The organism is Bacillus sp. AFS018417, from assembly GCF_002560985.1.
Taxonomy (GTDB): Bacteria; Bacillota; Bacilli; order Bacillales; family Bacillaceae_G; genus Bacillus_A; species Bacillus_A rhizoplanae.
Window position 1 is genome coordinate 27,601 of record NZ_NTTM01000026.1, and the last position, 16,075, is coordinate 43,675.

At 34.3% G+C, this 16,075-nt stretch carries 12 protein-coding genes; 1 reads left to right on the plus strand and 11 read right to left on the minus strand.

Going from position 1 to position 16,075, the window contains the following annotated elements; translation table 11 throughout:
• The first annotated feature begins 1 nt into the window (after nucleotide 1).
• A complete protein-coding gene (locus CN326_RS11885) occupies nucleotides 2-1,378 on the plus strand; it encodes an O-antigen ligase family protein (RefSeq protein WP_098309242.1) in 1,377 nt (458 codons plus the stop codon).
• A gap of 35 nt (nucleotides 1,379-1,413) precedes the next feature.
• Here CN326_RS11885 and CN326_RS11890 read toward each other — a convergent pair whose 3' ends face one another.
• From CN326_RS11890 to CN326_RS11940, 11 genes are all read right to left on the minus strand, one after another.
• On the minus strand, nucleotides 1,414-3,966 hold the full coding sequence (locus CN326_RS11890) for a YfhO family protein (RefSeq protein ID WP_098309243.1): 2,553 nt from the start codon (nucleotides 3,964-3,966) through the stop codon (nucleotides 1,414-1,416).
• 128 nt (nucleotides 3,967-4,094) lie between these two features.
• Entirely contained in the window at nucleotides 4,095-6,791 is a 2,697-nt protein-coding gene (locus CN326_RS11895) for a YfhO family protein (protein ID WP_098309244.1), read from the minus strand.
• 81 nt (nucleotides 6,792-6,872) lie between these two features.
• A complete protein-coding gene (locus CN326_RS11900) occupies nucleotides 6,873-7,295 on the minus strand; it encodes a GtrA family protein (RefSeq protein ID WP_098309245.1) in 423 nt (140 codons plus the stop codon).
• 12 nt (nucleotides 7,296-7,307) lie between these two features.
• Nucleotides 7,308-8,312: a glycosyltransferase family 2 protein gene (locus tag CN326_RS11905; RefSeq protein ID WP_098309246.1), complete on the minus strand. Its 1,005-nt coding sequence runs from the start codon at nucleotides 8,310-8,312 to the stop codon at nucleotides 7,308-7,310.
• A 140-nt stretch (nucleotides 8,313-8,452) separates the two neighbouring features.
• Nucleotides 8,453-9,343, minus strand: a complete 891-nt coding sequence (gene galU / locus CN326_RS11910; RefSeq protein WP_098309247.1) for a UTP--glucose-1-phosphate uridylyltransferase GalU — start codon at nucleotides 9,341-9,343, stop codon at nucleotides 8,453-8,455.
• A 716-nt stretch (nucleotides 9,344-10,059) separates the two neighbouring features.
• On the minus strand, nucleotides 10,060-10,452 hold the full coding sequence (locus CN326_RS11915; protein ID WP_098309248.1) for a DUF2304 domain-containing protein: 393 nt from the start codon (nucleotides 10,450-10,452) through the stop codon (nucleotides 10,060-10,062).
• Nucleotides 10,449-11,165: a glycosyltransferase family 2 protein gene (locus CN326_RS11920; RefSeq protein WP_098309249.1), complete on the minus strand. Its 717-nt coding sequence runs from the start codon at nucleotides 11,163-11,165 to the stop codon at nucleotides 10,449-10,451. The genes CN326_RS11915 and CN326_RS11920 overlap by 4 nt, the downstream gene beginning before the upstream one ends.
• A 20-nt stretch (nucleotides 11,166-11,185) precedes the next feature.
• Nucleotides 11,186-13,147: a DUF2142 domain-containing protein gene (locus CN326_RS11925; protein ID WP_098309250.1), complete on the minus strand. Its 1,962-nt coding sequence runs from the start codon at nucleotides 13,145-13,147 to the stop codon at nucleotides 11,186-11,188.
• Between the two features lie 68 nt (nucleotides 13,148-13,215).
• The gene (locus CN326_RS11930; RefSeq protein WP_098309251.1) at nucleotides 13,216-13,554 is read right to left on the minus strand and encodes an EamA family transporter; all 339 of its coding nucleotides are present in this window, start codon (nucleotides 13,552-13,554) and stop codon (nucleotides 13,216-13,218) included.
• Nucleotides 13,547-13,888: an EamA family transporter gene (locus tag CN326_RS11935; protein ID WP_098309252.1), complete on the minus strand. Its 342-nt coding sequence runs from the start codon at nucleotides 13,886-13,888 to the stop codon at nucleotides 13,547-13,549. The genes CN326_RS11930 and CN326_RS11935 overlap by 8 nt, the downstream gene beginning before the upstream one ends.
• Nucleotides 13,889-14,238: 350 nt before the next feature.
• A complete protein-coding gene (locus CN326_RS11940) occupies nucleotides 14,239-15,963 on the minus strand; it encodes a phospho-sugar mutase (protein ID WP_098309253.1) in 1,725 nt (574 codons plus the stop codon).
• Between the last annotated feature and the right edge of the window lie 112 nt (nucleotides 15,964-16,075).

Below are 16,075 nucleotides of genomic sequence, written 5' to 3' on the forward strand. Positions count from 1 at the left end.
TATGACACATTCAACTCGATTCTACTATATATGGGCAAGTATCTTCTTCGTTATATTGGGATTACTGTTTCCATCAACTTATACCGGACTTTTCATTTCTGTCGCACTAGCATGTGCTGCTTTTCGAGATGAAAAGCTCGGTATTGCTTATTTACTAATGTTTATTCCAATGCGCCCCTTTCTCGTTGCTTATAATCCTGGGCTAAAGTTTATCGGTCTATTCATCATTATTTCTCTCTTATTGCGTCTATTATGGCAATACCGACATAATATTTCACAGCTTTTTTCATTCCGATACTTTGAAATATTATATTTTCTTTTCTGCTTGTTTGGTGCTGCTATCGGTCTATCGCATGGTGTTTCACTTGTCGCAATTGCTATGCAGTTACACACACTGCTTCTATTTTATTTTTTATACTATATCGCTTCTCGTATCACCATTCACGATGAGGATATATTATTTTTTGCGAAGATTACCTTTATCGCTTCTGTCATTATGTCTATACAGGGGCTGATTGAGAAACTATCACTGCGAACCATGTTATTGCCGGAAGCTTGGAAAGATCTTGTGCTTGCTCCAACAAACAAAATTCGGATATACGGAATGGCGGGCGGCCCAAATGAATTGGCACTATATTTGATATTAGCTTTTCTTATTTCACTATACGTTCTTCGAAACGTATCAGGGAAAATGAAATATGTCACATATATAGGACTCACACTCATTGCCACAACATTATGGCTCACATATTCACGTGGTGCATTTCTAACAGTTACCGTCTTTTTAGTTGTCTATTTATGCATCAACCGGAAATTTTCAAATTGGAAATCACTGCTAGCAATTGCCCTTGTGTCATTTCTATGCGCTACATGCATCTCAAAAATGACGAACTATTTAGAGGGAGATAGAATGGGTGTAAAACGATTTACGGAAGCACTCTCAGAAGACACAGTTGAACTTAGTAAACAAGACGGGCGCATTTACTATGTAAAAAAAGCTGTTGAAATCTTTCAAGATAAACCAATTACCGGCTATGGATTTGGAACATTTGGCGATGCTGCTACGCAAACTTTCTCATCGCCTATTTATAAACAATATGAGATTACATGGGACTTCTATTCCGATAATCAATACATTCAAATACTTGCTGAAACAGGTATAATAGGTGTGTTCTTATGTGCGGGATTCGCCTTTGGATTCCTTTCTCTTCTTTGGAAATATAGGAAAGAATCACCTTTTGCTCCCCTTGCTTTATATTTAATAGTCGGAGTACTTATTGGCAGCGCATTTTATAACATATTAGAAAATGCTTCATTTATGATGTACTTCTTTTTAACAACTGGGTATATACAGCACCGTACAAAAAAAAGCTACTGATGAATTCAGTAGCTTTTTTCCTTATTTTTCATTCCTTATTCTACGCTTTTCCGTAACATCCTTGCCTGTACAATAGCAAATAATACAGTAAGGATGACACTCACAACAGAAATACTGATACCTAGTTTTAAACCTGGAGAATGGTAAGTAAGTACAACTTCATGGTCACCAGCGTTCGCCTTGACTCCTAATAAACCATCCACAATTTTTTCTGTAGGCTGCTCTTTCCCATCAATTGTAACGGACCAGCCAGCATCATAAGGAATCGGAAATACAAATGTAGATTCATTATTTAATGCTATATTTCCTTTTATTGTTGTTCCTTTGTTTTCAGTAACTTTCATTGTGCTCTTTTGTAATTCTTTTACCGTCTCATTAAATTTGTCTATATCTAATCCATAAAACTGGAGCCCTTTTAATGAGAAGACATCTTCGTCCTCAACCTTTATCTTCATTGTTGTAATCCCTTTTGTTGGGAAGTATCCAAAATCAATTATAAATTTTTCTGGATCAGGCGGTAAGTAACACGTATACTGGTCATTCACTACGATTTCTTTCCACTTTTCAATTCCATCAGCTAATCCATATAATTGAACCTCTTTTGGTATACTTACTTGAATCGTAATATATCCCGGTTCTGCCTTATTAACTCTTTCATATATTCCTTCTTCTCCTGGAACAGCGGCCATATTTTTTAGCGAAATTTTTGGGTCTGCTAGCTTTTTAAATAGCGTTCCCTCTTTTGCACCAACCAGCTTTTCTTGAAAAACAAAAGGATTCTTTTCATCTTTAGAAGGTATACGTTCAACCGGATAGCCGAATGGAACAATATTGTTATCCTTAAACACATTAGCAAAACCAATTTGCTTTATTTTCTCGTACCCGTATTTCGGTATACTACCATCTTCAATTCTATATCCAATTTTTAAAATAGCGTCTAATAACAATGTGTCACCATGATTATTTGCTACTAAAAAATCGGGGGACGTTGAGTACCCTGTCTGCTTTAAAAAGCGATGAAATGATCCATTTGCCATCGAATTAAATGTTTGAAAAGATGGATAATCATATTGTAATGAATCATTTAGCGTTCGAAAATATTGAGAACTTACACGATACCGCTCTGTATTGATTTCATTTACATATTGAATAGCTTGTTTAGCAGTTTTATTCAGTTCGTATTCTTTCCGCTTTGCATAAGTCATTTCTTTATGGAGACCATGAATGTAGTTATTTGTATTAAAACCAACATCAACTATTAAACAAATGAACAATAATCCTGTTGTTAATTTTGATAATGATGGTTTCATCATACGAATATGCAATACTATAACAACAACCGTAATAAAAAGAGCGTTTGTAAGCAGTATATCGTTATGAACTGCTTTATATCCTTTCACTGATAATGAATAGAGTAGAATAAGATGTACGATGTAACTAATCCATAATGGCACAACATATTTTCGATTCATATGTTGAAATACTCTGGCTGCCATAAAAATTGTTAACATAACAAATACAAAGGCAAAACGATGTGGATACGCATTTGGCGGCTTATTCCCATGCCAAGCTAAATTTAAAAACGGAATTGCAAAACTGCAAATTAAGAACAAAAATACAAATATAGATAAGAATTTTTCTCTCTTGTTAATTTCTTTATTAACAAAGTATAAAGGTAATAATACTAATACTAATGTGGATGCATATACATTAGGAGCACCAAATAAACTTGAATCATATCCTCCAGATAATAGCTTCCAATAAAAATCAAGTAAATTAAGATTCCATTCTAATTTGAAGTCCATTGAACTGATACTATATGGGTTACTCTTTAACGCTCCAAGAGTTGGAAAAATAATTACAGATCCTATTCCAACAGCTAGTCCCGTTCCAATGCAAAACAACAGAAAATATTTCCCCCATGTTTTTATATCTCGAAACTTATATTGTGAAAAGAGTCGAATGATAAAATAAAGGAATGTAAAAATCCCGAACATAAATGAAATATAGAAATTAGCGATAAACATAATCGCTAATGCAACCGTAAAGAAAATAACCTTTCTGTCTCGTAAGAGCTTTTCCACTCCGATTAAAACAACAGGTAGGAACACGACACCATCTAGCCACATGACATGAAATGAATAGGCCATAACATACCCTGACAATGCATAAGCAGTTGAAAACAGTAACAACCCTTTATGCTCTTTCCCTATCACATAACGTAAAAACCAACCACATGTTAATCCTGCAAATCCCACTTTTAAAAGTGTAATAAGAAAAATAAATTCTGGAATGCTTTCCTTATTAAAGAAGTAAAGAAGAACAGAAAACGGGCTTGCTAAATAGTAGGCGAATGTCCCGAGAAAGTTAAGTCCCCCGCCTAATTCAATTGTATATTGTAAGCTCTTCCCTTCTGTAAATACGCTATGTAAATAAGAATAAAATTGAACATATTGCGTGTTTAAATCACTAATTAATATTGAATACTTTCCAAACGGATATACACCGAACAAAGCATAGCATATAAGTAATATACAGAATGGAACGAAAAAGAACAGAACGCCATACAGACTTCTTAATTTTTTCATTATTTTACGCTCCTGTTTTATTTTTATTTTCCTCTTGCGTACTTGCTGTTTCTTGACGTAAGCGAATATATAAAAATCCTCTCTAAGTAGGCTCTGTTAGCCCTACTTAGAGAGGATCCTCTTTCATTTTACTTCCTCTTCTTCAGCACGATAAAGCAAAGTAAAACCGTTGCTAGTAAGCTGATAACAGAAACAATGACCCCTACTGTAAATCCTGGGGATGTATACTTCAATTCAATTGTATGCGTACCTTTTGGTAGTTCTATTCCAAGAAATGCATCATTTAATTTCAGTACTTTTGCATCTTTCCCATCAACTGTTGCTTTCCATCCTTTATCATATGGAATAGATAAGAAAAGGAAATTATCTTCTTTTACATCAATCTTTCCTTCAACACTGCGACCCGTGTAGTTTGTTACGTTCAACGGCTGTTGTTTTAATTCATCTACCCGTTTTTCAAATGTATCTACATCAAGTCCATAGAACAATTGTTGATCTAATTCAATAGAATGAGGTTTTACCTGCACTTCTACTTCCACTTTTTCATTTTCAAAAGAGCCCAAGTCAAGAATACCATTGTTCCAATAATACTCTGGATAATTAGATAAGTCGCTATCCGGTCCCTCACCAATTGTTTTACCTAATGTTTTTCCATTTACGTAAACCTTTGTTACACCAGTTGGGTTCACACGCAATTTTGTATATAACTGTTGTTTTCCTTTAACATCAAACACGTATTTAATACTCGCTGGCTTATCATCTTGCAGTTTTGCCAACTCGATTGGTTTTTGGTTTGTAAGAGCCATTTTTTTCTTTTCATTAGCAAGTTGTTTCTTGCTTTTTTCTGTTTCTACTACTTGTAAGTTGTCATATTGAACAGAAACCGGTTGAAGCGCTTTATAATATTCAACACTTTGTCCATTTAACTTGCCAATTAGTTTATTTTGCTCTTCAAATGAGTTTGTATAATTGTATTTTTGAACCTTTAACTTATCTTTTCCTTTTGTATCAAACTCTTCTTTATTGACCATATATCCAAACGGAAGGGCATTTTTATTCTCATATATGGAGAAGTCACCGACACTGTCGATTTTTTCAAAACCATATTTATTTAATGGACTATCCGAGATCATATATTTCATACCAAACAGGGCATCAGTTGAAACAATTCCTTTGCCGTTTTGTAAAATTAATGCGTCCAAATAACCGTAACCTAAATCTTGCATATATAAATTCAAATGACCATTCGCAACAGAATTGAAATGAGTAATACCTTTATACCCGAAGCGCATCGCATCATTCCAGGTTCTCCCCATTGTCGTTTCCATGCGATATAACCCTGGATCTTTTTCAGCTACTTTTTGAATCGTTTCTTCATATCCCGGATATGGAGATGCATATTCTTGACGATTAATGTAACCATACTCATAACCCATTAGCTTAATCGAATACATTGTATTCAGTGCAACATCCAGCGAGGCTATAGCTAACAAGGCAAAAGATACTAATGCTTTTTTGTTTTTTAGTCGAACCTTTAAGTATAGTAACAACGCATAAACAACAACCAAAAAGATGTTTGCCATCATTTTATTGGATTGCATATAAGAAGGTGCTACTTTCCCAAGTAAAATGATCATAAATAGGTTAAAGAAAACTACTTTTTTCAATGCTGGTAATAAGTCTTCTCCAAATACCATAAATGTTCGAGCAGCCACATAAACAAGCAAAAATGAAAATACAAACGAATAACGATACGGGAAATTCGTTGGCGGCTCAAAACCATGCCAAGCAATATTTAAAAACGGTAGTTCAAAAGAAAGAACTAAAAACAGCATCACTGTCCCATACACAATTTTTTCTTTTAATGAAATTTTCTTTGTTACAAAGAACAATGGTACAAGCAGTACTGTTAATACACCCGCATAAACGTTTGGCATTCCATTAACCGTTGTATCAATAACCCCATTAAAGAAGCGACTATAAAAGTCCAATGGGTCAAAATTAAACGTTGTAGAAAATGGAATTTTCGTACGTTCCGCAAAGTTGCTGTTTAAATCCAAATACGTTGGCAGCACGATGAATGCTGACATTCCAACTGCTAAACCTGTCCCAATACAGAACCATACAAACTTTTGAAAGAATTGCTTTACATTGCGAATGTCATAAAGGACACAAAAGCGCACGATAAAGTAAATAAATGTAAAGATTCCAACCATATAAGAAATATAGAAGTTTGTAATAAATGTAAGAGCTAAACTAAAAATAAACAATCCATATTTTTTAGTCGTCAACAACCTCTCAATTCCAAGCATAATGAGTGGAAGTAGATAAATTGCATCTAGCCACATGACACAGAAAGAATAGACTGTTACAAATGACATTAACGCATAAAAAGTTGAGAATACTGCAATTGTAATATCACGACGCTTCATCATGTGACTTAAATAATGCGTCATTGTCATACCAGCTAACCCGACTTTTAATAATGTCATGACCATAATCGCTTCTGGAATATGAGCACGATCAAAAAAGAGAATTAAAATAGAAAACGGGCTTGCTAAATAATAGGCAAATACGCCAAGGAAGTTTAGTCCCATTCCGCCTTCCCAGCTATAAAAAATGCTTTTTCCATTTTTCATAACATCATATAAATATGTGTAAAACTGTACATACTGTGTGTGCAAATCAGTAACAAGAATTGACTTTTCTCCAAATGGAGCAATACCAAGCAGCATAAACATTACACCATAAATAGAAAACGGAAGGAAAAAAGCTAATGCGTACAAAAATTTCTTTTTCTTAAATAAATCTAACAGTTGTTGCATTATACGCCTCCATATTATTCCTAGTTCAAAATATATATGTATAAAAAACAATAGCCGGCATAAAGCCAAGCTATTTGTTTTTTATGCATTTTGGCCTTCTTTAACTTCGACCTTTTTTTTAAAGATTATATATTTACTTGCAAAATAGTTAACAACTACAACAATAACATTCGCGATAATTTTAGATACTAAATCATTGATACCTAACCATTCGACTAATGCAATCATAGAGAAAAGATCGATGAAGTAAGATAAAACGCGAAAGCCCATAAAATAGAAGAATTCTTTCATGGCATGGGCAAAGCTTGTGTGTTGGCTGCTAAATACATATTTTTTATTTGTAATATACGCAAACAGCACAGATACAATCCATGCAATTGTCGTGGCAACTTTGTAATCCATTCCAGCTAAAGTTGCACAAACATAATACGTAACAATGTTGACCAGCGTCGTTAAACCGCCAAAAAGCAAATAGTTAAAGATTTCCTTCGTCTTGTTATTCACGTTTGTAATCTCCTAACGATTTGATTTTACTTTATGATCTTCTACGCGATATAACTTTGCTGTCGGCTTTTCATCCAAATTTGTTACTTTATCATCATTATACTCATCTACAAAGTATAGTGGACGATTTTTCGTTTCGTTAAAGATACGTCCTAAATATTCACCGATAATTCCAATTGCGATTAACTGTACGCCGCCGATGAATAAAATCGCTGTCATCATAGATGGATAGCCGCTTACCGGTTCACCATACATCATCGTCTTAATAATAATCCACACCATGTAACAAAATGCAAAGAATGATACGGTAAACCCTGTGAAGGATGCAAGACGTAATGGAAACGTTGTAAAGGATGTGATTCCTTCGATTGCTAAATCCATTAGCTTAAAGTAGTTCCATTTCGTTTCACCAGCCGCACGCGGATCACGGTCAAATAAAATTTCTTTCTTATTGTAGCCAATCCAACTGAACATTCCTTTTGTATAGCGCTGTGTTTCACGAATTTTCTTTAATGCTTCCACGCAGCGTCTGTCCAGTAAACGAAAATCGCCTGTATTTTCTTGAATTGGGATTCTTGTTGTTTTCTTTAATAGGCTATAGAATTTCCCAGCTGTCCATTTTTTCGCCCAAGATTCTCCTGCACGAGAACGTCTTTTGGCATAAATGTCATCATAGCCTTGCTCCCAATATTTAATCATTTCTGGGATTAATTCCGGTGGGTCTTGTAAATCAGCATCAATAATGATAACCGCATCTCCCATTGCATGATCCAGTCCGGCAATCATTGCTGTTTCTTTTCCAAAGTTACGAGATAAATCTACATAAGAAATGCGTTTATCGTGTACTCGAAACTCTTTAATAATATTTAATGTATTATCTTTACTTCCATCATTCACAAATAAAATCTCAAAGTCGTAATTTGGCACCGACTCAATTACTCCTGTCAACCGACTATACAACTGATCTAACACTTCTTCTTCATTGTAGGCCGGTACTAAAATTGTAATGGTCTTCAAAGTAGGTACCCCTTTCTTTTTCAAATTTTCCAAGTAAAGAACAATTTATAAGCACAGATTAGACATAGTAAATTGGATGTTTTCCTTAGAATACCTCATTCTCCAATTCACTATGTCTAATCTTACACATCTATCAATAATTAGTTTTTAATCGCTTCTCCTTGTTCTTTCACAAGGTTTTGCATAATTTGTAGTAAATCTTCTTTTAATTCGTCATGTTGCAGCGCCATTTCAATTGTTGTTTGAATAAAGCCAAGTTTCTCACCAACATCATAACGTTTTCCTTCAAAATCGTAAGCGAATACGCGTTGAATTTCATTTAGATTTTGAATTGCATCCGTTAATTGAATTTCACCGCCAGCACCGATATGTTGTTCTTCTAAGAAACGGAAGATTTCCGGTGTTAATATATAACGGCCCATAATCGCTAAATTTGAAGGTGCTGTACCTTGTGCTGGTTTTTCAACAAATTGTTTTACTTGATAACGACGGCCGTCTTTTTCTAATGGATCAATAATACCGTAGCGATGTGTTTCATCTTCTGGAACTGTTTGCACACCAATTACGGATGACAGTGTTTTTTCATACTCATCGATTAACTGTTTTAAGCAAGGTGTTTCTGCTTGTACAATATCGTCTCCAAGTAATACAGCAAACGGCTCATCACCAATGAATTTGCGCGCGCACCATACTGCATGGCCCAAACCTTTTGGTTCCTTTTGACGGATATAGTGAATATCCACCATTTTAGAAGAAGCTTGTACCCTTTCAAGTAGCTCATACTTTTTCTTTTCTAATAAATTTTGCTCTAATTCAAAAGCATTATCGAAATGGTCTTCAATTGCACGTTTTCCTTTACCTGTAACGATAATAATATCTTCAATACCTGCAGCAACTGCTTCTTCAACGATATATTGAATTGTTGGTTTATCAACAATCGGTAACATTTCCTTTGGCATTGCCTTCGTTGCTGGTAAAAAACGTGTTCCAAGACCAGCAGCTGGGATAATGGCCTTTCTTACCTTTTTCATGCTTATAACCTCTTTCTTTGTTGGTTTATATGCGCATTTATACAAATATTTATTTTTTTAATTTGCCCCGTCAAAGTATATTTATTGAATACATTTTATTCCTTGACAAGACATCTCTTATAGAAAAAACGCAACTTCTATATTATATATCTATTAATCTGAGTGTCATATTACAGTTTTCTTACATGTTTGTTTCTCACTTACCGAAAATGACACTTCCTACAAATTCTACATGATTGCTTCTTTATTCGTCAAGGTTACTTTATAGTTGTCCTTTATTTGTCACTTTCCTTTAATAAACAGTTAATATCTAAAAGCGCACATCATGTAACATGCTTTGTTCTAGCATTACCATATGCTCCTGCCGTTACTTCTTCATTCTTTTTACTTCAATAAAATAAGAATTTACTATACTTTTCCAACGAAAAAATCCACTTAAATAGTAAGAAAATGAAGCAACCCTAATTATTATATAAACATCACCAATAATCATAATATTCCTACTTTATATTCACCTAAATGAGTTTGAATTACACGCATGCAAAAAGGAGTGAATACAAGATTCACTCCTTTTTGTTCTCTTTATCCCACTCTAATAGGCAATAAGCCCTCAACTCAAAGTCCTGAGCAATCCAAAAAGTTAGGTTTCCTGTTAGGGACCGATTCGTTCAACTAACCATCAGTAGGGAAAGCGCTACGATAAAAATTTCACTTTATTACATAGTCACTTTTTGGTTCTCTTCTTTATAATAGTTATCCAATTTTTTCTTCATTTTTTCATTTTCATGCTGATGAATCGCTACGATTTGCGTCAACTCTTTAATACGAGCAGAAGATCTTGAAACAACAATCGTTAAAAAGAACAATACACATGTTACAAATATAAATCCGAAGAAAAACAATGCGTTAATTGGCGTTGCAACGCCTAATAAATCCGATACAACATTAATCGTTTTTGGCAAGATTCCAATGATGAGAATACCGATTAAAACGCCAAACCATGTTAGTACATACTTCAGGTCTAATTTCTCTTTACGCACTAAGTTTGTAAAAATAATCAATCCTACTAATACACCTAAAATAATTAATATTTGAAGGCGAATTGTCATGAAGCATTCTCCTTTCGTTTAGGTTTTAATCTGTCGATTGTAATCGCAAGTGTCACTTTAATCATATAATAAATTGCTTTGTAATTTACAATTGAAGATGTGCCACCGATTCTTTCTCGCATAAGTACAGGGGCTTCCTCTATTTTATAGTCATTTCTTAATACAGAAACAATACTTTCTGGTTCTGGATAATCTTTTGGATAGTAATCGCAAAATTCATTAATAATATCGCGATTCACCATTCTAAATCCAGAAGTAGCATCTGTGATTATTTTTCCAGATACAGCTTTAATTAACTTTTCAAAGAAACGAATTCCTAATCTTCTTGTGAAGGAAGACTGAAAGCCTTCTTTATTAATAAAACGTGAACCAATAACCATATCCGCCTGTTTTTCTTCCATCGTCTGAAGAAGAACGCCTAAATAGGCAGCATCATGTTGACCATCACCATCAAATTGTACAGCAATATCATAACCGTAGCGCTGCGCATATTTATACCCCGTTTGCATCGCTCCGCCGATTCCTAAATTAATTGGCAAACTGACGTAGTTAAAATTATTATCTTTACAAATTTGCTCTGTATCATCCTTTGAACAGTCATTAATAATGACGTAATCAAAATCCGGTGCATTCGTTTCTATATCCTCTACAACATGAATTAAGTTCGTTGATTCATTATAGGCAGGAATAATAATGAGCTTCTTTTTAAACAAAAGTAATCCCCCACTCCACTTTAATATAAATAACCTAACATAAAAACATTTGCATACAACAACATCCAACATGCTAACTTTGCTGACCTTTGTGCAGTTAACTCCGAATGCTGTTTCACATTCATTTTTTCATTAAACATGAACAATATAATTGGTAAAATAGGTAAGAAATATCTTCCTTGTAGCCCACTTATAAAATCTGCACCTACTTCAGACCAAGTCAAATATAAACTTAACATAACTAGTCCAATTATACTTATACTTGTTAAAATAAAAATCCCATAATCGAAGTTGCGTAATTTAAACTTATCTTCTGTATAATCAAAGATTGCTGTCATAACAAGCCCAACCAAACTAATAATTACAATACCGCTCAGTAAGTGCGTTACCCATCCAACTTGATTTAACATGGTCAGCCACGTACTCATTCCGTTTTCAAAAGTTCCAAAGAATGTTTTCATAGCCTCAACTGGATGTCCAAACATGAATTTCAATTGCTCAACTGGATTAATTTTTTCATTTGGATTAATTGTTCCAACAAACTTCATTACAAATAAATTCCAAGAACTCATCATTAAACCAGATATACCTGCAAGCATAAGGAAAGAAGTAATACCTTGCATTTTCGTACGGAATAGGTCTCGTCCAACAAATGAAAACATTAAGAATGATAATGGCCAATACGTAAATTTACACAATACAATAAGGATTAATAACAAGGTTGGAATAACAAAATCCTTAACTCGTAATACATCCTTTTCCGAACACATAAGTTTCTGTAATATAATAGCGATAAATAAGTAAGTTAACCCCATCAACATTGCATCAGCCGAAAATGATGCAGCTAATGATACAAATAACGGAAATGCAGCTAAAAACGCTAGCGTATTTTTCAATCTTGGAATTATTTTTATCGCCATTGCAGTCAAGGCAATATACACAATTAAGTTGAAAATTCTTCCTAACATCAAAGCGCTAAAAGCTTTTAAACCTAATATATTGGCAATAAACAAACCAAGAGCCTGTGGAATATATGGAATTGGTGTATAAACAGCCGTTGTCGGTTGCTCGACAAATTTTGTTTTATTTGCAAAGGTATACGTATCCCAAGCCTCGCTCTTAGCTCTATCGTATCTTTCGCCATTTGCAAGCAATCCATAGGTTGTCTCAAATTGATTTGGTCGTGGCATGTCATCTATATTTTCTGGCAAGTTAACGCCTACTTTATCACCTTGTTTCGTAGACAGAAGATGCCCTAAACTAATATCATAAGCTTTTGCAAAATGAAAATTCTCATCAGTTGCTTCAAACAGTGGATTATTAAAACTAAACATAATCCCCATTGCTCCAGCCACAACAACAAAATTCTTAATTGTATTTTTCCCAATTAAAGCTAAAACAACTAGGGCAACTAATGCAGTAATTGTAGCTTGTCTAATTTTTAGCCAATCCAGCTGATCGTATAATATTTTAGCTGCTACTGCTTGTCCTTTATCTTCTTTACCATTAACAATCAATTTTCCATCTGATGATAATGATGCCCCAGTACGAATACCAATTTTTTCACCATTCTCCGCTTTCACGATTTTCACTTTTAAGACAACATCATTATCTAGATCTTTTGGAATAGGAACTATGATACTACTTTTAAAATGAGGATCTTTAATATAGTCTTCTCCACCCCATTTGTTCAAATCGATTGTCTCTTTACTCACTACTCTTCCTTTAACCGAAAGTTCATACTCCAATAGTGCATTTTTATGATAACTTTCGCTTGTAAGAGGTAATAACAAATTCTTTGGGTTTTCCCCATCAAAATGAAACTCTTGTCGTAATTCATCGCCCTCGGCTAAATCAACCATCTTATAATTGCTATAAGCAAGACTTTTGCTTACAGTATGAGTAGATCCCGTCAGGCATACATACAAAACTGCACAAAAAACTACAAAAAAAGAAAAAAGTATCTTTTTCCTATTTACCATACAACATAACACTCCATTTATATTATTTGTCTTAAATTAACACTACTTATTATAGAAATACACTCCTCTCACTGCATACAAAACACAGCAATTCCTATAATGATAATAATATTTCCGATTACTTTTCTTTTCGTGATTTTCTCACCAAGAAAATACCAACTGAATATTAAAATAACAACATAACTAAGTGATTCTAAAACAGGTGCTTGCTTTAACGGGACACCTTTCATCGCAATTACATTTAAACCCGCATTTATCACAAATAAAGAATATCCAATAATCACATAACGATTTACATATTCCTTCCATTTCTTATCATAAACAGCTAACGTTGCTTTTTTTAATAAAATTTGGGAATAGTTCGCCAAAATAATCCCGAAAATATAAAGCAGTACAAATTTATTCATCCCTTGTCACCACAACAATTCCAATTATGATAATAGCTGCACCCAGTAAATTATTCCATTTTATGACATCTCCAAAAAATACTACGGACCATAGAAGTCCCCATAAAATAATAATCCCTCGATGTGAATACGCTTTAGATATTTCAAAATGTTTAATTACTTGCTGCCAAATAATTGCATATCCAAACAAAAGAATAATAAGTCCCATGTAAGCTAAGAAAAAACTAATTGAAGTAACTGAAAATTTTGCCGCCCATTTCATATACACCATTATGATAGAGTATAAAAAAAAGGCTGCATGTAAAAACACATAATTTTTAGTAGATGCTTTCATACACTCAACTCTCTTTTTATGAATTAAACCTAGATAGAAAATGAAACTTTCATCAGTGGAAATTCTCCTGCACTGATGATCAGTTGAATCAACCGGGCTCTTCTTCAAACATTCCGAATATTCCGATATTAACTCGCCATTCTTGACGTATAGATAGAACGTAATTCTTCTAAACTTTCATTTCTTACACAAACTTTCAATTTGAAAGCGTATACTTATCCCACACGATATAAAATTCTATCACAGAATAAGAGAAATTTCATGCTTATCTCATAATCTTTCTTGTCTTTATTATAGAAACATAAATAAAATAAAAAAAAGAGGGAAAATATTCCCCCTCTTTACTCATATTAAAAACGATTCATAATATCTTCTTTAATCGCTTCAAGCTTCTCTTCACTATGTTGTAGTGAATCTCCTTGTACACCAAAGTAAAACTTAATCTTCGGCTCTGTTCCTGATGGTCGCAGGCAGAACCAAGATCCATCTGCCAAATAATACTTTAATACATTTGATTTTGGTAATTCAATTTCTTCTGTCGCATCTTCTTTTACTTTTGTTCTAACGCTCGCTTTATAATCTTCCGCAATCGTTACTTCTAAGCCAGCCACTTCTGTCGGTCTATTTTCACGGAAAGATGTCATCATATTTTGAATTTGCTCTGCTCCATCTTTTCCTTTTAACGTTAAGGAAACAAGTCCTTCACGGAAATATCCGTACTTTTCAAATACTTCAAGCAAACCATCATATAATGTTTTACCTTGCGCTTTATAATATGCGGCAACTTCACATGCAAATAATACAGACTGTACTGCGTCTTTATCACGGCAGAACGGGCGAATTAAATAACCGTAGCTTTCTTCATAACCAAACTGGAACTCATATTCTCCGCTCGCTTCATATTGCTTAATCTTTTCACCGATGAATTTAAAGCCAGTTAACGTATCGATTGTATCAAGTCCGTAAGCTTTTGCGATTGTGCGTCCTAATTCAGATGTAACAATTGTTTTTAATACAACACCGTTTGTCGGTAAAATACCTTGTTCTTTCTTTTGTGTTAATAAGTAATCCAACATTAAAGCACCTGTTTGATTTCCTGTCAACACTTGATACTGGCCATCATGATTACGAACTGCTACACCAAGACGGTCAGCATCCGGATCTGTTGCAATTAATACATCTGCATCAATTTCTTCACCGTACCGAATTGCCAATTCAAATGCAGCATGTTCTTCTGGATTTGGTGACTTTACTGTTGAGAAGTCTGGATCTGGCTGTTCTTGTTCTTTCACGACCGTTACATTTTTAAACCCAACTGCATCCAAACCACGGCGAGCCGGAATATTAGATGTTCCATGTAAAGGTGAGAAGACAATTTTTAAATCTTGTCCAACTTCCTTCACAAGCTCTTTATTAAGAATAACCGTTTTTAATTGTTCTAAATACGCATCGTCAACTTCTTGACCGATGATCTGTAAGAGACCATTTTGTTTCAATTGCTCTACATCAGCAACCTCTACTGTCAATTCGTCACTTACATCATTTACATAATGAATTAACTCATCCGCTTCTTTTGGAGGCAATTGCCCGCCATCATCTCCGTACACTTTATAGCCATTATATTCAGGCGGATTGTGGCTTGCCGTAAGAACGATTCCACTGCATGTATGTAAATAACGTACTGCAAAAGAAAGCTCTGGTGTTGGGCGTAGGCTTTCAAATACATATGTTTTAATGCCATGAGCACCTAGTGTTGCTGCTACTTCCATCGCAAACTCTGGAGACTTGTGACGAGAATCATATGCGACAACAACGCCGCGTGCTTTTGCTTCTTCACCTTGGTTTTCAATGAAACGGGCTAAACCTTCTGTTGCCTTGCGGACAGTGTACACATTTAAACGATTTGTGCCAGCACCTAGTTCCCCGCGCATACCACCTGTACCAAATTCTAAATCTTTATAAAAACTATCTTCAATTTTCTTTTCATCACTTTGCATTGCTTCTAGTTGCTGCTTTAACTCTGCATCTAAATTCGCAAAGGAAATCCAGCGTTCATATTCTTTTTTCCAATTCATGTTGCTCTCTCCTCTCAATAGACATAATCCCATTATATGAAAAAAATAGCGCTTCCCTCAAATATTTTTTATCTTTTTACAACATTTAACTCTTTGTTCACTAAGGGAAAAC